Annotated in this window: 15 protein-coding genes; 9 read left to right on the top strand and 6 right to left on the bottom strand. The window is 65.8% G+C overall.

All coding sequences use genetic code 11. From position 1 onward, the window contains the following. Nucleotides 1-29: 29 nt before the first annotated feature. On the bottom strand, nt 30-1088 hold the full coding sequence (locus FM113_RS06130; RefSeq protein ID WP_087012564.1) for an ABC transporter substrate-binding protein: 1059 nt from the start codon (nt 1086-1088) through the stop codon (nt 30-32). A gap of 164 nt (nt 1089-1252) precedes the next feature. Here FM113_RS06130 and FM113_RS06125 point away from each other — a divergent pair, with 164 nt between their 5' ends. From FM113_RS06125 to FM113_RS06110, 4 genes are all read left to right on the top strand, one after another. Next, nucleotides 1253-2017, top strand: a complete 765-nt coding sequence (locus FM113_RS06125) for a TetR/AcrR family transcriptional regulator (RefSeq protein ID WP_087012562.1) — start codon at nt 1253-1255, stop codon at nt 2015-2017. 123 nt (nt 2018-2140) lie between these two features. Then, nucleotides 2141-3391, top strand: a complete 1251-nt coding sequence (locus FM113_RS06120) for a Xaa-Pro peptidase family protein (protein ID WP_087012560.1) — start codon at nt 2141-2143, stop codon at nt 3389-3391. A gap of 119 nt (nt 3392-3510) precedes the next feature. Continuing rightward, entirely contained in the window at nt 3511-5001 is a 1491-nt protein-coding gene (locus tag FM113_RS17880; RefSeq protein ID WP_140393294.1) for a putative Ig domain-containing protein, read from the top strand. Between the two features lie 186 nt (nt 5002-5187). Continuing rightward, complete coding sequence (locus FM113_RS06110) at nt 5188-6594, top strand: MFS transporter (RefSeq protein ID WP_087012557.1); 1407 nt, start codon at nt 5188-5190, stop codon at nt 6592-6594. 73 nt (nt 6595-6667) lie between these two features. Here the strand turns inward: FM113_RS06110 and FM113_RS06105 are convergent, their stop codons facing one another. Genes FM113_RS06105 through FM113_RS06090 form a run of 4 tightly spaced genes read right to left on the bottom strand, consistent with a single transcriptional unit; the run spans nt 6668 to nt 10708 of the window. Next, the gene (locus tag FM113_RS06105; protein ID WP_087012555.1) at nt 6668-7849 is read right to left on the bottom strand and encodes an ABC transporter ATP-binding protein; all 1182 of its coding nucleotides are present in this window, start codon (nt 7847-7849) and stop codon (nt 6668-6670) included. Nucleotides 7850-7854: 5 nt separating this feature from the next. Beyond that, on the bottom strand, nt 7855-8640 hold the full coding sequence (locus FM113_RS06100; RefSeq protein WP_087012553.1) for an ABC transporter permease: 786 nt from the start codon (nt 8638-8640) through the stop codon (nt 7855-7857). Then, nucleotides 8640-9557, bottom strand: coding sequence for an ABC transporter permease (locus tag FM113_RS06095; RefSeq protein WP_087012551.1), 918 nt, complete (start codon nt 9555-9557; stop codon nt 8640-8642). Before FM113_RS06095 ends, FM113_RS06100 begins: the two co-directional genes overlap by 1 nt. 5 nt (nt 9558-9562) lie before the next feature. Further along, nucleotides 9563-10708, bottom strand: a complete 1146-nt coding sequence (locus FM113_RS06090) for an extracellular solute-binding protein (protein WP_254908898.1) — start codon at nt 10706-10708, stop codon at nt 9563-9565. 303 nt (nt 10709-11011) lie between these two features. Here FM113_RS06090 and FM113_RS06085 point away from each other — a divergent pair, with 303 nt between their 5' ends. From FM113_RS06085 to FM113_RS06065, 5 genes are all read left to right on the top strand, one after another. After that, a complete protein-coding gene (locus FM113_RS06085; RefSeq protein WP_087012549.1) occupies nt 11012-12241 on the top strand; it encodes an NAD(P)/FAD-dependent oxidoreductase in 1230 nt (409 codons plus the stop codon). A gap of 27 nt (nt 12242-12268) precedes the next feature. Then, nucleotides 12269-13708 (top strand): PucR family transcriptional regulator ligand-binding domain-containing protein, encoded by a 1440-nt coding sequence (locus tag FM113_RS06080; RefSeq protein WP_087012546.1) that lies wholly within the window; start codon nt 12269-12271, stop codon nt 13706-13708. Between the two features lie 49 nt (nt 13709-13757). After that, nucleotides 13758-14048 (top strand): putative quinol monooxygenase, encoded by a 291-nt coding sequence (locus tag FM113_RS06075; protein ID WP_087012544.1) that lies wholly within the window; start codon nt 13758-13760, stop codon nt 14046-14048. A gap of 410 nt (nt 14049-14458) precedes the next feature. Continuing rightward, nucleotides 14459-16261, top strand: a complete 1803-nt coding sequence (locus tag FM113_RS06070; protein ID WP_087012542.1) for a phospho-sugar mutase — start codon at nt 14459-14461, stop codon at nt 16259-16261. Further along, nucleotides 16261-17214 carry an ADP/ATP-dependent (S)-NAD(P)H-hydrate dehydratase gene (locus FM113_RS06065; protein WP_087012540.1) on the top strand — a complete coding sequence of 318 codons (954 nt, stop codon included), beginning with the start codon at nt 16261-16263 and terminating at the stop codon, nt 17212-17214. The genes FM113_RS06070 and FM113_RS06065 overlap by 1 nt, the downstream gene beginning before the upstream one ends. Here FM113_RS06065 and FM113_RS06060 read toward each other — a convergent pair. Beyond that, on the bottom strand, nt 17204-18505 hold the full coding sequence (locus FM113_RS06060; RefSeq protein ID WP_087012538.1) for a thymidine phosphorylase: 1302 nt from the start codon (nt 18503-18505) through the stop codon (nt 17204-17206). The two genes, FM113_RS06065 and FM113_RS06060, sit on opposite strands and share 11 nt — an antisense overlap. Between the last annotated feature and the right edge of the window lie 49 nt (nt 18506-18554).

Raw genomic sequence — 18554 nt, 5'->3', positions numbered from 1 at the left:
TGTTGCCGGCCGGTACGTCGATCAACGGCTTAGCTCGTCGACCAAGCGGTCCACTCGGTTTCCGCCTCGGCAGAGTTGTCCGCCCACCACTGCACGTTGGTCACGATCGACTGATCCTGCACCTCTGGCTTCGCGACGTTCCACTTCTCCTGGAGATCATTCAGCTCCGGCTTAGCGGATAGGTCCGCGGGCGAGTAGGGCTGGAGCTCCGCGAAGCGCGCTTGCGGCGCCGCCTGCGCGGCGTACTCGACAAAGCTCTGCGCCTGCTCGAGATTTGGGCTTCCCTTGACGATGCTCAGGCTCGCCCAGGAGAGAAGATTGTCCTCCCACACCGGCGCGATCTTCGCGCCGTTGTTCTCCGCCTCGTAGCCGCGGCCCGACCAAGCGAGCCAGAGGTCGGCGGAGCCGTCCTCCATCGCCTGCTGGGATTCCGAACTCGTATTCCAGAACGTCAGGGAGTCACGGATTGTGTCGAGCTTCGCGTACGCGCGCTCAGTATCGAGTGGGTAGAGCTTCTCTGCGGGAACTCCATCCGCGAGCAACGCGAACTCAAGCGCCCCGGCTCCAGCCCACCCCGGCACCATCCGCGTCCCGGGGAACTTCTCAAGATCGAAGAAGTCAGCGGGTGTCGTGGGTACCGCGGACCCGGTAAAGGTGTCGGTGCTATAGATCATCATCGTGGAGTACTGGGCGATCGGGATTGAGCAGTCGGACCACGTGCCCTCGGGGTACTGCGAGGTGTCGATGTTCGCGAAGTCGATCTTTTCGACAAGAGTGTCGCAATTCGCGACGGGGAAATACGGCTCAGTGTCGACGACGTCCCAAATCGCGTTCCCCGACTCCACCATCTGCTGGATCTTTGGGTACGAGGTCGGTCCATCGTTCTGCACGGTGACCCCTGCTTCGGCGGCCCAGGGGGTCAAAAAGGCTTCGTTCTGTGCGTCCTGATACGCGCTTCCGTAACTCGCGAAGACAAGCGTGCCGCCGTCGGCGTTCGAGTCGCCTGGGGAACCTCCCGCGGAGCAGGCAGCGAGCGAGAGGGCAGCCAGGGCAGCTACGGGAAGCAGCGTGCGGGAGAGATGGCTCATGTTCGTGACTCCTTCGTCAGCGGGTGTGAAGTATTATAATAACGCATTATTGCAATTTCGCAAGACCGCCCGTCGCTGTGCACCCCAGACCCCGCCCCATAGAGTGATCTACACCAGCGGCGAGTGCATGGCGGCTTCCGCACATCGAACAGAATGGACCTCGCGTGGCGAATTCCTCAGAACTTTCAATCCCCCGGACAGAGCCAGATCTCGCCACTCGGCGCCGCGCTGAGATCCTCACGGGATCAATTCGAGTCATCGCCCGTGACGGCGTGGTTGCCGCGAAGCTGAAAGATATCGCTCGCGAGTCGGGGGTGAGTCTCGGCCTCGTGCAGCATTATTTCGATACCCGCGACAAGCTTGTGGACGAGACCTTCACGGTAATGATGCGCGCAATCTCCCAGGAGGCGCAGCGACGCCTGCAGGGCATCGAAGATCCACTGGAGCTCATTTACGCCATGAACGCCCTCCACGTGCACGGGACGATTGGCTTCCCCGAGCGCTGGGGCTTCTGGAGCGAGCTCTGGGCCGCAGCCGGCCGCTCCGAACACCTCCGCGGCGTGTCAACGCAGGTGTATCAACTCTGGGCTCACCCGCTCGAGGAAGCCCTCGAGGTCCTGTCAACAACGGACCGCCTCCCTTCCGGGGCCGACCCTCATCGCATCGCAACTGGCGTCCTCGCGCTCATGGATGGTCTCTCAATCCGCACACTCGCGGACCCCGAGGGCATCAGTGCGGAGTTCATGCTGCAGGTGCTCAATGACTGGGTATCCACACAGCTCGGCGTTCCTCCCGAGGTGGCCGCACGACACGTTGCGGCGCTCTCGCACACCACCCACCCAACCGCGCCACGCCCCCTCACCCCCGACGTCGTCGCCGAGGCGCTCCGGACCCCTCACTCCACCACGTCATTCCAGACTGCAACGTAGCCCGGAGTCGGCGCTCCGCAGCCCCGAGAACCCACCTGCGATCTTGTAATAATATGTTATTATGAGAATGCAGCGTCGCCTTGTCGACCTGCTCCAACGACCCAGAGACACTCAGAGGTGAGCATGCTCGATCCCGCAATTACCCGTTTCCTTGCCGAACAGCAAGAGCAGATTTCCGGCACTGAACCGCACATTGCCTTCTCTCCAGAGGAGTACGCACGTCGACTCACGCGACTACAGCAGGCGATGGCCGAGGACGGCGTGGACACACTCGTACTGTCGTCGCCCGAGGCGCAGAACTGGCTCCACGGCCTGACGCTTCGCTGGTACAAGGCGAACGGGCCACGCGACTGGCGCCCGCTCACGTGCACGGTCGTCAGAGTAGACGCTGGGTATGTACTCTTCGAAGGCATCGAACACACAGAAATGATCCGCCGCACTTCGGTGGCGCAGGACGTACGGCTCCTCCCCCGCTACGAGCGCGACGGGATGCTCCGATTCATCGTGCGGGAACTCGTCCAGGAGGGCTGGGTGTCGGGCTCCCGCGTGGGGATCGAACTCTTCTCGGCGATCCCCAACCCGGCAGTGTCAAAGATGATGGAGGGTGCGCTCCTCGATGCCGGCGCGCGCGTCGTTGACGCGACCCTCACCGCACGCCGTGTCCGCATGATCAAGTCCGCGGACGAGATCGTCGCCGTCAAGCAGGCGGCCGCGATCTGCGACTCCGGCCTCCTCCACCTGGCCGACGTGCTCCGCCCCGGCATGACCGAGCTGGATGCACACGGTGAGCTCATCCGCGGTCTCTCTGCGGCGGGCGGTGAACCCGCCGGACTGCACCAGGTCGCGTTCGTCGGACTCGCCGCCCTGGGCGTGTACCACGAGATCTCCGGCCGTCGCGTGATCACGGAAAGCGACTTTCTCGATGTCGATCCGTGCGGAGTATTCAAGCGCTACCACTCAAACCGATCGCAGATGTACACATTCCGCGAACCGCCCCAGGCAGCCGTGGATTTGCTCAAACTCCTCGCAGGAGGCTTCGACATCCTGCTCGAACGCGCCCGCCCCGGGGTGCGCATCGGCGACGTCAACGCCGAGCTCTACGCCTACTACCGGGACGCTGGGGTCTTTGAGCTCAACTCGAGCGTGTGGATCGGGGGATACGAAATGGGGATCGCCTTCCCACCCGATTGGGTCGGCGAGTGGAAATTCACGGTGGTGGGCGGCGAGGACGACGATCGTGTCTTCGAGTCAGGCATGGTCGCGAACTTCGAGAGCATGTGTGGCATCGGGGTGCTCGACACGTTCATCATTGAAGATGACAAGACGAGCCTCCTCTCGCAGCTGCCCCACGAGATCATGGTCGTCGGCCAGTAACCCCATCCCGCCCCATCCCTCTTGACAGACACACGGGGCCCACATAGGTTCAGCCTTAGGGATGGGGCGGGGATGCGCCCACAGGGAGTGCGACGACGCACTGACCGAGAGGAACGCACATGGGGGAAATACGTTCTGAGCGACGCACACGGCGCCGGAATCGGCGGGGCGTTCTCGCCACCGGTGGCGCACTGGCCCTGCTCCTCGGATCGACCGGGCTCCTCGGTATCGCAACCCCCGCTTCAGCCGCCGCGTTTGGCGAAATCGAGGATGCCGGGCTCGCGGCCTGCCTCAACGAGCAGCTTGGGGGCGGGCGGCCCGCGGACCAGGCAATCACGGCCCCAGAGCTTGGCACAATCTCCCCGGAAATCAACTGCAACGGCCGTGGCATCGTCTCGCTCGCCGGATTGCAGCACGCGACCCAGGTGAAGCGCATCTTTGTGCAGCACAACGCGATCACCGATCTGACGCCGATCGCCGGACTCACCACCATGACGCACCTGGGCCTCACAGGGAACCAGATATCAAGCCTCGTGCCGCTGAAAGACATGGCTCAGCTCAGCGTGCTCAGCGCCACTACGAACAAGCTCACCTCGCTCGACGGGCTCGAGAACCTCTCACAGTTGTCCGAGGTCACCGTTGACGAGAATCCCACCCTGGAGGGCCAGATCGGAGCACTGGCAGGGAAACCCGCCCTGGTCTCCCTCCGGATCACAAACACTGGCACGAGCGATCTCACCCCACTCGCGGATTCAACACATCTCACCACGTTCCAAGCGAACACCAACAGGATCCGCAGCTTGGAGGGGCTCGTCGCCAATCCAAGCGCAAGCCACGTCATCAACTTCCAGTCAGTGCAGGGACCGACCCTGTACGTGCCAGTCGGCGCGACCCGGATCGTGTTCGATGTCACCGGGCATACCGCCCTCCACGACGGAACAACAACCGCGTCTCTGGGTGGCGCGATCGTTCCACCGGGTGCCCCCGAAGCCCCCATCGTAAGCCTGAACCTGATCGATTCGACGACGCAGCTGCAGTACACCTTCCGCGAGGAATTCAGCCGGTTCAACACGTTCAGCGGCGGGGTATCCATGCCCATCGTGCGCGCCGACGTGACGAGCGAGGACACCGCCACAGGCCGGGCGAAGGCCCCTCTCGCCCACGTGATCACCGTCACCGAGGGTTTCCCCGCCACATCGTATGCACTCGGCGAAGACGCCCCCGAGTGGCTGATCCTCGACCCCACAACGGGTGAGCTCTCCGGAACACCGCCGACAGCCGGGACGTTCCCCGTGACATTCAGCGTCGCCGACCGCCTCGGAAACACAATCACCGGCACCCTGACCATCACCATCACGAAGGCGGTGAGCCCACCGGTCGACCCACCCGTCGACCCACCCGTCGATCCACCCGTGCAACCGCCAGTTGACCCGCCAGTCGACCCACCAGTCGATCCGCCAGTGAAGCCCGGCGTCACCCCGGTGAAGCCGCCGGCTGGTGGGCTCGCGCAGACCGGTGCCTCCCCGGCGACGGCGCTCGGCATGCTCGGTGGTGCGGCCGCGCTCGGCGGACTGGCACTCACACTGCGTCGCCGTCGGAGCACACGCTAAAGCTAGCGTTTGCCACTGCCCGGCCACACCTCGGTGACGCAATATGTCGGCCGCGCGAGGCGGACCCCGGCGACGGGCGTACCCTAGAGCGGAGGCTCCCACGAAGAGCCCGAGTTCACTGGCGCGAGCCATCTCACCACATCGGCGTTGCGGGGTCCGCGTTTCATCCCCACACGAAAGCCGATCTTGAGCACCTCAGCAGCACCAGAAACAGCACCATCCGCGCCTAGAAATTCCCGATCAAGGGTTATTCTTGCGAGCCTCATTGGGACCACGATCGAGTTCTACGACTTCTATGTCTACGCGACCGCCGCCGTGCTCGTCTTCCCCCATTTGTTCTTCCCCACGGGCAATGAGACCACTGCGCTCCTCGCGTCCTTCGCGACGTTCGGTGCCGCGATGCTCGCACGCCCGGTCGGTGCCGTCTTCTTCGGCCACCTTGGTGACCGTCTTGGCCGGAAGACAACACTGGTCGCGTCCCTCCTCACCATGGGCATCGCGACATTCCTGATCGGCGTGCTTCCGACGCACGCGCAAATCGGTGCATGGGCCGCGGTGCTCTTGCTCCTCATGCGGCTCGTGCAAGGCTTCGCGATTGGCGGGGAATGGTCGGGTGCCGCGCTCGTGGCCACCGAAAACGCGCCGGCGGGCAAACGCGCCTGGTACGGCACGTTCCCGCAGCTCGGAGCACCGCTCGGGTTCATCATCGCGAACATGCTGTTCTTCGTGATCAACAACGCGCTTGCCGATCCGACGAAGCCCGGCATCGCCTCCGAGGCGTTCCTCGAGTGGGGCTGGCGGATCCCGTTCCTGTTCTCCGCGGTGATGGTCATCGTGGGCCTCTGGGTACGCCTGAAGCTTGTGGAGTCGAACGCGTTCGAGCGCACCAAGGAGGCTGGCCAGGTCAAGCGCCTCCCCGTGGCCGTTGCCTTCCGCGATCACTGGAAGGCGCTGATCCTTGGCACCTTTGCCATGCTCGCCACCTATGTGCTGTTCTACCTGATGACCTCGTACACGCTGACGTTCGGCACGCGCCCCGGCCTCGAAGCCGCAGAGCAGGCCGCGGCCGCGGCGGGCACGGGCTTCAATGCGGATGCGTACGTGCCCGGTCTCGGGTACGCATACAACGACTTCATCCTGATGCTTGTGTTCGGCGTCGTGTTCTTTGGCATCTTTACGCTCGTCTCCGGCCCGCTCGCGGATCGCTTCGGCCGCCGCCGCACCCTGATCTGGGTGACCATTGCCATCGCGGCTTTCGGCTTCACCTTCGTTCCGCTGCTGGGGGGCGGCACCGCGCTCGTGATGTTCTTCCTCGCGCTCGGCTTTACCCTGATGGGTCTCACTTTCGGTCCGATGGGCGCGTTCCTGCCCGAGATGTTCCCCACCAACGTGCGCTACACGGGATCGGCGATCGCGTACAACGTGTCCTCCATCCTCGGTGCCGCGCTCGCACCGATCATCGCGGTGTGGCTGTGGGGGCTCGCGGAGGGCATCCCGGTCTATGTCGGACTGTACCTCACCGGCGCCGCAGTGCTGACGCTCGTCGCGCTGATCCTGACCCCCGAAACCAAGCACGTGGACATGGACGCATAGCCTTGCCGTGACACGCCAGGGGCGGTGCCGGATCACACGATCCGGCACCGCCCCTGGCGTGAGGGCGCCCCTCCTACGTGGCGGATTCCCCGGCTTCACCGGTATCCACAAGCAGCACGCCGGATGCGATGTCCCACATCATCGCGACCTCGTCGCCGCGGTTGTGGATCCGCGCGTCCTGGCCCAGGCGCACTGCGCCCTCACTACCATCGGGCAGTCGCACAGTGTAACGGCGCGACGCACCGAGGTAGGTGACGTCCAGGATCGTCACCGGGATCGCGTTCTGCGACTCCGACGGCGCGGTGCCGGCGGGCTCGAGCCGCAGATTCTCGGGCCGGATCAAGATCGCGAGATCTTCGTGGCTACTCAAGCCGTCGGCCACCACGCGGTGCCCGGCAACATCGATCGCGGTGCGGCGATCTCCGTCGGCTGCGCCCTTCCCGAGCAACACCGTGGACTCCCCAAGGAAGCGCCCCACGAACAGCGTCTGCGGTGCCTCGTAGAGATCCTCCGAGGTGCCGACCTGCTCGATGCGTCCGTTATTGAAGACCGCAATGCGGTCAGACATCGACAGCGCCTCTTCCTGATCGTGCGTGACGTAGACAAACGTCGAGCCGACCTCGCGGTGGATGCGCTTGATCTCGGTCTGCAGCCACTCGCGCAGCTTCTTGTCGAGTGCACCCAGCGGCTCGTCCATGAGCAGCACGCGGGGTTCGTAGACGAGCGCCCGGGCGAGGGCGACGCGCTGTTGCTGGCCGCCGGAGAGTTCCGACGGGAAGCGATCACCAAACTCCCCCATCCGCACCATATCGAGGGCGGTCGCAACCTTTTGCTGCTGCTCCGCCTTGCTCATCTTGCGGCGCTGCAGCGGGTAGGCGATGTTCTCCGCAACGGTCTTGTGTGGGAACAGTGCGTAGTTCTGGAACACCATGCCGATGTCGCGCTTGTGCGGCGGTAGCTTCGCCACCGGTTTGCCGTAGATGTGCAGCATTCCCTCGGTCACCGAGGTGAAGCCCGCGATCATGTTGAGCGTTGTGGTTTTTCCCGAGCCCGACGGGCCCAGGAAGGTCATGAACTCGCCCGGCTCGATCACCAGGTCGATCTCGTCGACCACGGCCTTGTCACCGTAGCGCTTGGTGACCTGGTTCAGGCTGATGCCCGCATCGCCGATCGCGTGGATCGCCTGCGTGTTCAGGCCCTCAGAGCGCAGCTCCTGCTCGTGCCCGGCGGGCACGGGGATGTCGTTGTGAGTCATAGCGTTCACGCTACCGGTCGCTTTCTCTTCCGCGTGGCAAACTGGGCAACCAGCATCACGACGACTGAGGTGAACATCGTGATCACCGCCACCGCTGCCACCGTGGGGTCATTGGTTTGGGTGACGCTGTTGAAGATCTTCACGGGCAGGGTCTGCAGTGAAGGACTCTGAATGAACAGCGACAGGATCACCTCGTCAAACGAAGTGACGAACGCGAACAGGGCACCCGCGGTCACACCCGGCGCAATGAGCGGCAGGGTGATGCTGAAGAAGGTGCGGACCCGGCCAGCACCGAGTGAGGCCGAGGCCTGTTCGAGCCGCGGGTCCAGGCCCTGCAGCGACGCCATCACGTTCGTGATCACGAGCGGCATCGCCACAATCGTGTGCGCCAGAATGAAGCCGGGAAGCGTGCCCAGCAGGTTCATCCGGAGGAACAGTGAGTACAGACCCACCGCGAGCACGATGCCCGGAACAATCAGCGGGAGCAGGAAGTATCCCTCCAGCAGCCCCTTGCCCCGGAACTTCACTTTCGACAGCCCCAGCGCAGCGAGCACGCCCACGGCGGTTGCCACGATCATTGTGAGCACCGCGACCTGCAGCGAGGAAAACAGCGACTTCATCCATGTCACGTCCGTGAAGAAGTTCTCGTACCAGCGCAGCGAGAAGCCCTTCGGCGGGAAGTTGAAGGACGGTGCCTCGTTGAAAGACATGGGGATGATCACGAGCGTGGGCAGGATCAGCCACAGCACGATCAGCACGGCAAAGGCGCCGAGCACTCGTTTGAACGTCATTAGCGGTTCACCCCCGGGAACAGACTGCCGCCCTTATTCATGCGAGACACGACAACCAGAATCAGGATCGTGCACACAAGGAGGAATATGCCGAGCGCGGTGCCCTGGCCCCACATGAGGAACACACTGATCTGCTGCTGGATCATTGCCGAGATCATGATCTCCTTCGACGATCCGAGCAGCGCGGGAATGATGTAGAAACCGAGACCGAGGATGAAGACCGTGACGCCACCCGAGAAGATGCCGGGCTTCGACAGCGGCAGGTAGACCGTGAAGAACGCGGTGATCGGGTTTGCCCCCAGGTTCGAGGCTGCCGGCAGGAGCCGCTTATCGATCTTCGACATTGACGAGTACAGCGGCAGCACCATGAACGGCAACAGCACCTGACTCATGCCAAGCGCGACACCAAACGTCGTGCGGATCAGCGGAATCGGTCCGATCCCGAACCATGCAGCGAGGATGCCGTTGATCGGGCCAGTGTCCTGCAGCAGCACCATCCAGGCGAGGGTGCGAACCAGAATCGAGGTCCACAGCGGCATCATAATGAACAGCTGCATCATGTTCCGCGTGCGATCCGACACGATTGTCATGAGGTACGCATACGGGTAGGCGAGCAGGAGGCACACAATCGTGACAATGATCGCGGTCCCGAAGGTCCGCAGCACCACCGTGAGATTCGCCTCGGTCGTAAACAGCCACACATAGTTCTGCATGCCGGGCTGCGGGTCCGTCACCGAACGGATAAACACGTCGATGAGCGGTGCCAGGAAAAACAGGGAGACGATGACGAACGCCGGGATCAGGAGCAGGAGCGGGCGCCAGTTCTTCGGCCCTCGCTTCTTCGCGGCCCCGGGGTCCGCACCGAGGGCGATCGCGCGCGTCGACGCGTCGCCCTCGGTGACGGTGAACTCAGTCATGGCGATCAGTTACCGGTCGCCCAGCCAGCCCACGCCGCAGCGAGAGCGTCGTAGTTGTCGACCCAGAAGTCGACGTTCGGGGCGATGCCCGTATCGAGGTGCTCCGTGGTCATCCACGTGGTGAGCTGCTCGTCCATGTTCGGCTTCGCGTCGACGTTGACCCCGCCGTAGGATGTCTCCTCGGTCATCTTCGCCTGCTGCTCCGCGCCGAGCGAGAAGTTCACCGCAGCGAATGCCGCCTGCTTGTCCTTCACGCCCTTCGGGATGCCATTCGAGTCGACCATGATCATCCACTCGTCCCACATTGGAGCGATGGGGGCACCGGCCTGCGCGGCACCGTAACCGCGACCCGACCAGACGAGCCCCATGACGGCCTCACCCGACTCGAGCTGCTGCTGTGCTGCGGCACCTGTGGTCCAGCCGATGACGTCGTCGCCGAGGTCCTTGTACATGTCGAAGGCGCCCTCGATGTCCTCGGGCTTCAGATTCTTCAGGTCCTTGCCCTGCGCGGTGAGCGCGAACTCGACGGTCTGCGGGTCGACGTAGGTGGACTGGCTCACCGTGCGCTTGCCGGGGAACTTCTCGGTGTCGAAGAAGTCTGCGGCGCTTGTCGGCGGGTTGTCGCCAAACGCTTCGGTGTTGTAGGCCACGACAAGGCCGTACATAATCTGGGGCACCATGCAGTCATCGGTGATCGTGCCCTCGGGGATTTTCGAGATGTCGATCTGCGAGTAGTCGTACTTCTCGAAGAGTGTGCCGCAACCGCGGGCAGTGTCGAACTGGGTCGTGTTGACGACATCCCAGCTGACGTTGCCGCTGTCGACCATCGCCTTGAGTTTGCCTGCGTCGAAGGCGTCCTGGTTGAACGTCGCTCCGGATGCTTCAGCGAAGGGATCCCAGAGCGCGGCCTTTTGGCCGTCCTGGAATACACCACCGGATCCGGCAAACGTCAGCGTGACACCGTCGAGTGCGCCAGCCTTGATTTCACCGGCGACGGGGGTACCGAGGTCGCGCTCGGGCGCGGGTTCGGCGGGACCGCCGCCGCTGCAGCCGACAAGCGCGAGGGCGAGCGCTGCGGTGCCCGCGGCGAGCGTAAGCCCGCGCCGCGCGGTCACGCCGCGGCGTGACGGGAGGGTTCTCAGACTGGACATGTGTTCCTCACTTCGTTGTGATCGTGGTCCGCTGTGGTCATGATCGGTGCCGGCGCGATCCCGCATCTGGCGGTGTCTCGGACCCCGGCACGACCTGAAGGTAGCAGCGAACACCCTCGGCTGACCCCGCCGTGTTACCTCTTCGTTACCGCCCCGGCCAAGTTTCATAGCTTTGTACGGCTGACCCTGCGTGGGGTGTACAAACATAAGGTTTCGCGTGCTCAGCCCCAGTTTCGGCGCAGGGTTTCCGAGGGCGGCCCTACGATGGGAGCGTTGGAGCGGGCTGTTCAAGGAGGAACACGCATGGACGTTGTTGTCATCGGAGCCGGACTCGCGGGACTCACCGCGGCTTGGGAACTCGGCAAGGCCGGGCACCACTGCACTGTGCTCGAAGCGCGGGACCGCGTGGGTGGCCGCACCTGGTCAGAACAGCTCGGCAACGGCGAGATCACCGAGCGCGGCGGCGAGTACGTGTTTCCGACTGAGTTCCCCATCCGACGGCTCTCCGCTGAGGTCGGGGTGCCGATCATGTCGCACAATGTGCGTTACGGCCGGCGTACCGTGAACGGCAGGGTGATCTCCTTCGCGGAACTCGGACAGACGAGCGAGCGCGTGCGTCAGACGCTCGCCCAGATGCTTGCGGACGGCGAGCGCAACGTATCACTTGAGCAGGCTTTCGCCACGTCGCTCGGGGCGGCCTATCGCCTCGATCCCGTCTACCGGCGCACCACGACCTCCGCCGCGGCCGATCCCGCACTGGTCAGTGCCGAGGCCGTGCTGCTGCACGAGTCCTCGACTGTGAACGGCTACGTTGAAGACGGCGGCCGCTTCGTCGGCGGCAACCAGGCGCTCTCGATCGAACTCGCGCGGCGTCTGGACGATCGGGTGCGGCTGGAGTCCCCCGTTGCCGCTGTCGAGCAGTCCGAGACTGGCGTGCAGGTCACGCTGCGCGACGGCACCCGGCTCGATGCAGACGCAGCGGTGATCGCGGTGCCGCTTCCGCTCTTGCGGGAACTGTCACTGGGGTTCGTGCTGCCCGAGGCGCAGCAGCGGGCCCTCGACAATCGATTCATGGGTGTTGCGGCGAAGCTCGGGGTGCCGCTCTCCCGAGTCGACGGCGATATCGCCCTGCAAAATCCGGACCATACCTGGTGGTCTTGGCGCTCACTCAGCGTTGACGGGGAACACCGCATCGATGCCCTCTCCTCATTCGCGGGCGGACCGTTCGCGCTCGACGCGCTCGGGGTGAGCCAGGGACCCGAGGGATGGGTACAGGCACTGCAGGCGATGCGCCCCGAACTCGAAATCGACGGGGACGTGCTGCTCACTACCTGGGAAGACGACCCTTGGGCGCGCGGCGCCTACTCTGCGCCCTCTCTCGGCTGGGAAGCCGCAGACGCTGCGGCTTTCACCCAGGCTGCAGGCCGTGTGGCAATCGCCGGCGAGCACACGGGCCTCGCACAGTCGCTATCCGGGGCCGTGGACTCCGGGTACCGCGCGGCCGCCGCCCTCGAACGGGCGGTGGCGGGTTGATACGCCCGGCCCGCGTATGCTGAAGCCATGACCTTCACGGTGAGGTCGCTGCTCGATCTGGCCGGTGCCGGCACCACGTCGCTGACACCCGGGATCGGGGAGGACCGACAAATTGAGTGGGCGCATGTCTGCGAGCAGCCGGCGCCCTGGCAGTGGCTCGGGAAGCATGCGCTTGTCATGACGACGGGAATCGGCGTTCCCGAGGGAACAGCCGCGCAGTGCGCCTACCTGACGGGCATGCACGACGCCGGAATCGCGGCGATCACCATCGATGCCGAGATGCCGGCGCACCCGTTCACTCCCGAGGCGCTGGCCCACGCCACGCAGCTCGGGTTCCCGGTGCTGCAAACCGAGTATCAGGTTCGGTTCGTGGCGCTCGCGATGGCCGTTGCTGAAGCGGGGCAGCAGGAACGTGCCGCCCGGGTGCAGCAGACCGAGCAGCTCTACGCGGCGCTCGGCGAACACGATGTCGACGACGCGATCGACGCACTCCTCGACGAGCTGGGGCGGATCCTCAGCGCTGACCTGAGCCTGCACCCGCACGAGCGCGGTGCCGGGCCCGGGGCGTTCCGCCAGTTGGATGCGGGACTGTGGGCGGTCCCGCTACTGTCTCCCGGCGAACCTGAGCTCCAAATCTCTCACGCGGGGCCGATTGACCGTGCGATTCTGCAGCACGCCGCTGGCATCGTTGACAACGCGCTCGCGGTGAAGGTTGCCGCGCGTCGCAGCGATTGGCTGCACGGCTCTCTCCTGCTCGGTGATCTGTGCGACGAGTCGGTGGCATCCGCCCCCTCTGAGCACTTGGTCGAGGCCTACGGGGTGCACCCGCCATACCTGCTCGCCGTTTCTCACCACCCGGACGCCAGAGCAACGCTCGATCAGGTGCATGCGGCCTTCGGCACCAGTCGGGTTCCCGCCCTTGCCACCCTCAAAGATGGCCAGGTGCTCGTCCTCATGGGGTCGGGCGACCCGATCGAGCCACTGCTGGGAGCACTCGCCGATACCCGTTCCGGCATCGGGGTGAGCGCGACGTTCACCGATCTCGCGACAATTCCGAACGCGCTGCGGCAGGCGCGGAGCGCCCTGATCCGCGCACACCAATCCGGTCAGGTGATGCGGTTCGATGAGCAGGAAGCAACCTCCCTTTTCCTGCCCAATGATCCCGAACAGCTGCGCGGCATCGCCCGGCAAGTGCTCGGCCCGCTCCGTATCTACGACGAGCAGCGCGGGACGTCGCTCACCCACACGCTGCGGATTTTCCTGGAGGAGAACCGCAGTTGGGTGCGCGCGTCCGAACGCCTGTTTGTGCATCGGCAGACTCTGATCGCACGGATCTCGCGCATCGAGAAAATCATTGGGCGCGATCTCTCCTCGATGGAGGACACCGCGGAGTGCTGGCTTGCGGTGCAGGCAGCGATCGGCTGCGGTGACCTCGCCCCCAACGATCCACCACCCGAGGCAGAGTAACGCCGGAGTTTCCGCCGATAGGCTGGGACACTGATCCCGAGGAGGCCCCGTGCTGCGTATTCTTGTCCCCTGCCGGATCGAGACTGAACACCGCGCCGAGGCGCTCGCCGTCTACGCCGAACTGATCCGGGCCACGCGCGAAGAAGCGGGCTGCCTCAGTTACGAACTCCTCGCGGATGTGGAGGACCCGGCGGCATTTGTGCTCGCCGAGTGTTGGCGTTCAGAGGCCGACCTCGAGGCGCACACGCGCACTCCGCATTTCCGGGAGGCGATGGCCGCACTGGAGCCACTGGAGACCGCGGCGAACGCGCAGCGGCTCCGGGCTGTGGAATTCGACTAACCCTCGTCCCGCACCCGCCCGCTTGCACCAAAGACACGGAGATTCACGACTTCAGCGCGTGAATTGAGGAACATCTCCTGCACGCTCGTGAATCTCCGATGCCCTGGTGAAACTGTGCGACTCGGGCGGGGCCGGATCTGCGGCTCGGCAGGGAATTAGCGGGCGCAGCTGCAGCGCTCGGCTGCGGGGACACCCGCGAGCGCCTCTTCGATGTGCTCGCCACAGCCAGCCCAGGTCATCTTGCTGCAGTTTTCGCAGCGCACGGAAGCGCACATGGGCGGTCCTCTCAACAGTCGGTGAGGTGCCGGATCCGACACCCGCAGATAGCCTACTCGCGCTCCGGGCGGGTTGCATGTGTGGGTGGTAGCGTGAAAAGACTTCGGCGCGTGCCGTGGGAGGGAGAACACGCGATGGGATTGCGTACGGGGGATGCACCGGTGGTCGCTGACGACAGTGTGATTGCGGCAGCGACCGCGTGGGCGGCCCAAGATCCCGATCCCGAGACCCGGCAAGAAGCCGTGGAGTGGATCGCACAGGCCACCTCCGGCGATCAGGCAGCCCGGGCGTCCTTGGGGGACGCGTTCTCCGGGCGGCTCGCGTTTGGGACGGCGGGGCTCCGCGGCCCCCTGGGCGCAGGCCCGGCTCGCATGAACCGAGTTGTGGTGGCTCAGACGAGCGCGGGCTTCGCTGCGTACCTGCACCAACGGGCCGCGCGCGGCGAAACATCCGAGCCACCGTCCGTGGTGATCGGCTTCGATGGTCGCGTGAACTCCGAGGTATTCGCTCGAGATGCCGCGGAGATCATGGCCGGTGCCGGCGTGCGCGTCATGCTCTTCCCCGCGGCGGGGCCCACCCCGTTGACCGCGTTTGCGGTACGCCACCTCAGTGCCTCGGCAGGCGTCATGATCACTGCGAGTCACAACCCGCCGCGCGACAACGGGTACAAGGTGTACCTCGGCGACGCCGACTCGGGCTCGCAGATCGTCCCCCCGGTCGATGCCACGATTGCCGCGCACATCAACGAGGTCGCGGCGCGGCCTCTCGCGGACCTCCCTCGCTCCGGCGACTACACAGTGCTCGATACGTCAGTGGCAAACGCCTATGTGTCCGAGACGGCGGCCGCGGTGCTCGCGGGGCTCCCCCAACGCCCGGACGGCTCCGGCATCGCGAAGGGCTCAGACGCGTCCCTGCGGATCGTCTACACGGCCATGCACGGAGTCGGATCCGAACTCGCGAAGCGCGTCTTCTCCGCCGCGGGGCTCCCCGCGGTGATCCCGGTCCCGGAGCAGGATCAGCCCGACGGCGCCTTCCCGACCGTTGACTTCCCGAACCCGGAGGAGCCAGGCGCGCTCGATCTCGCGTACCGCGTCGGGCAGCACCACGGCGCGGAACTTATCGTCGCGCACGATCCGGACGCGGACCGACTTGCCCTCGCCGCGCCGGATCCCGCAGATCCCACGTGCTATCGCCGACTCACGGGGAACGAGCTCGGCCTGCTCCTGGGCTGGCGCGCGGCCGAGCGCGCCTGGGCGCGTGCCGCAGAAACCGACGGTTGCCCGACGGGGACGCTGGCCTGCACAATCGTGTCCTCACCGGCACTACGCGCGGTCGCCGCCGAGTATGAGCTCGACTACGCCGAGACACTCTCCGGATTCAAATGGGTGTCGCGGACACCGGGCCTCATTTTCGGGTTCGAAGAAGCGCTCGGATACCTGACACACCCCGAGATTGTCCGGGACAAGGATGGGATCTCCGCAAGCGTCGACGCCGTCGCGATGGCCCGCGAGCTCGCCGCGGAGGGGCGCACAGTCTGGGATCTCCTCGACGAGGCGAGCGAGCGCTTTGGCCACTTCGCGAGCGGTCAGATCACGCTCCGACTCGACTCGATGTCGGCGGCCTCGGCGCTCGCGGCCCGGATCCGACACGCGCCGCCCGAGAGTTTTGGCGGGGTCGCAGTGGAACGACTCCAGGATCTACTGCTCCCTGGCGCAGCAGAGGTCCCCGCCGACGTACTGCGCTTCGACCTCGCGGACGGGTCGCGGGTCATGATTCGTCCGAGCGGAACCGAACCGAAGCTCAAGCTATACCTCGACACCTATGCGAACGAGGGGGACGCGGCCAGCAGCCGGAGCGCCGCGGAATCCGCGCTCGTCGATCTCACCGCCGCGGTGCAAGCCGTGCTCGCCCAGCTTCAGGACCCATCCGAGGGCTGATGACCACCCACCGCGCCCCCGCATCCGTCGCCAGCTGGCTGCGGCAGCCCGGCGCGGACGACGACAAGTACCGGCGGGGCGTGCTCGGCGTCCGAACAGGCGCACCAGAGTACCCGGGGGCCGCGGTCCTCAGCGTGACCGCTGCCTGGCGCACCGGAGTGGGTGTGCTTCGCTATGTCCCGCCGGCATCCACCGCGCCCCGCGACCTCGGCCTTCCCACGTCCGCGGCGGCGGTGCTCGCGGCACGACCCGAAACGGTGTTCGGGGCTTCTGAGCGGGCGAACGATGCCTGGCTCATCGGATCGGGCACGGACCCCGTCACCCGGACACCCCAGGAGACGGCACAACTCAGGGAACTGATCGACGGCTCCGCTCCGGTGGTGGTGGATGCCGGGGCACTGGATCTGGTGGGCACGACAAGCGCACCCCTCCTGCTGACGCCGCACGCCGGAGAGTTTGCTCGGCTGTGGGATGCGGCCGGCCTCGGACCCGTGCCGCCGGATCTGCGGGATCCAACGGCAGTGGTCGAGCGTGCGGCGGCAACCGAGCGGCTGGCCTCAGCCCTCGGCAGCACAGTCCTCCTGAAGGGTTCGATCACCGTGTGCGCAAGCCCCGACGCCCCGGCGCGGTACGCCGGACCGGCGACCCCGTGGCTCGCCTCGGCCGGGACCGGCGACGTACTCGCCGGGATCCTCGGCGCCCTCCTCGCTACACACGCCCACACGGTTCGCGAGGATTCGACGGTGCTCGCGGAGTTGGGGATCGCGGGCGCGCTGCTGCACGATCGGGCTGCCCGGATCGCGGCGGGAGAACCTCCCGAATCGTCGCCGCAACACGCGGGAAGGCTTGGCCGCCCCGTCACTGCGCTCGACGTGGCCGAGGCGATCCCTGCGGCGTTTGCGCAGCTCGCTTCCCCGGGCGAGCCAGAGCCCACGACCCGGCTTACGCGGTAACGCGGCCTGCGACGAGCGGGCGGGGCTTCGGCACCTCAGCCCCGAGTTCGACGGCACCGCTGAGAGATTCCAGGCCGCGCGCCATACGGCCCACGTCATCGCACCGGGCCTCGAATAGCGGATCCCCCGCGCGCACCGTGTCTCCGGGGCGCACCAGCACCTCGACGCCCGCTGCATGGTCCACAGGGTCGCCCGGACGCGCTCGCCCGGCCCCGAGCCGCCAGGCACCAATGCCGACGGCTCTCGCGTCGACGCGCTGCACAATCCCGTCGGCCCCTGCGCGCACAAGCTCCGTTTCACGTGCAACCGGCAACGCGGCGTCGGGATCCCCGCCCTGCGCCGCGATGATTCGCCGCCACGCGTCCCAAGCCCGGCCATCACGGAGCGCGGGTGCCGGATCCACATCCGGCATCCCCGCAAGATCCAGCATCTCCCGCGCGAGCGCGAGTGTCAGCTCCACGACGTCCGTCGGCCCCTCACCCTGCAGCACCTCGATCGATTCGCGGACCTCATTCGCGTTTCCAACAGCGCGCCCCAGCGGTGCATCCATGTCGGTGAGCAGGGCGACCGTGCGAAGCCCTGAGTCTGCGCCAAGCTGCACCATTGTCGTGGCGAGTTCCTGAGCGTCATCGAGTGCGGGGAGAAAAGCACCAGATCCGAACTTCACGTCGAGCACAAGACCGTCCGCACCCTCAGCGATCTTCTTGCTCATGATCGAAGAAGCGATGAGCGGTACCGCGGCGACGGTTCCCGTCACGTCACGGAGCGCGTACATGGCACGGTCCGCCGGAGCGAGCCCCGGGCCCGCCGCGCAGATCACACCGCCGGTGTCCCGCAGCACTGCGGTCATCTCCTCGGTGGAGAGCGCCGCTCGCCAGCCTGGAATCGACTCGAGCTTGTCGAGCGTACCCCCAGTGTGCCCGAGCCCCCGTCCAGAGAGTTGTGGCACGGCGACCCCGAGCGATGCGAGGAGCGGCACCAGCGGCAGCGTGATCTTGTCGCCGACGCCCCCGGTCGAGTGTTTATCGATCGCGGGACGCCCGAGGCCGGAGAAACTCAACCGTTCACCGCTCGCGATCATCGCGGCCGTCAGGTCACGGATCTCGCGCCGCTCCATGCCCTGAATCACGATCGCCATCAAGAGGGCGCTCATCTGTTCCGGCGCAACCACACCGCGGGTGAAGGCATCCACGACCCACGCGATCTCCGCCGTGCTCAATTCACGGGCGTGGCGCTTCGCCCCGATCAAATCGACAACGTCGTGGGGCTCCGGAGCGCGGCGATCCTGCATACTGACAGCCTAGGCGTCACCGGATACCGAGGGCCAGTGAACAGCGCGT

Origin of the sequence: Leucobacter sp. 7(1), assembly GCF_900163635.1 — a bacterium.
In the GTDB taxonomy this organism is placed as follows: Bacteria; Actinomycetota; Actinomycetes; order Actinomycetales; family Microbacteriaceae; genus Leucobacter.
This window is presented reverse-complemented; position numbering and strand designations above follow the sequence as displayed.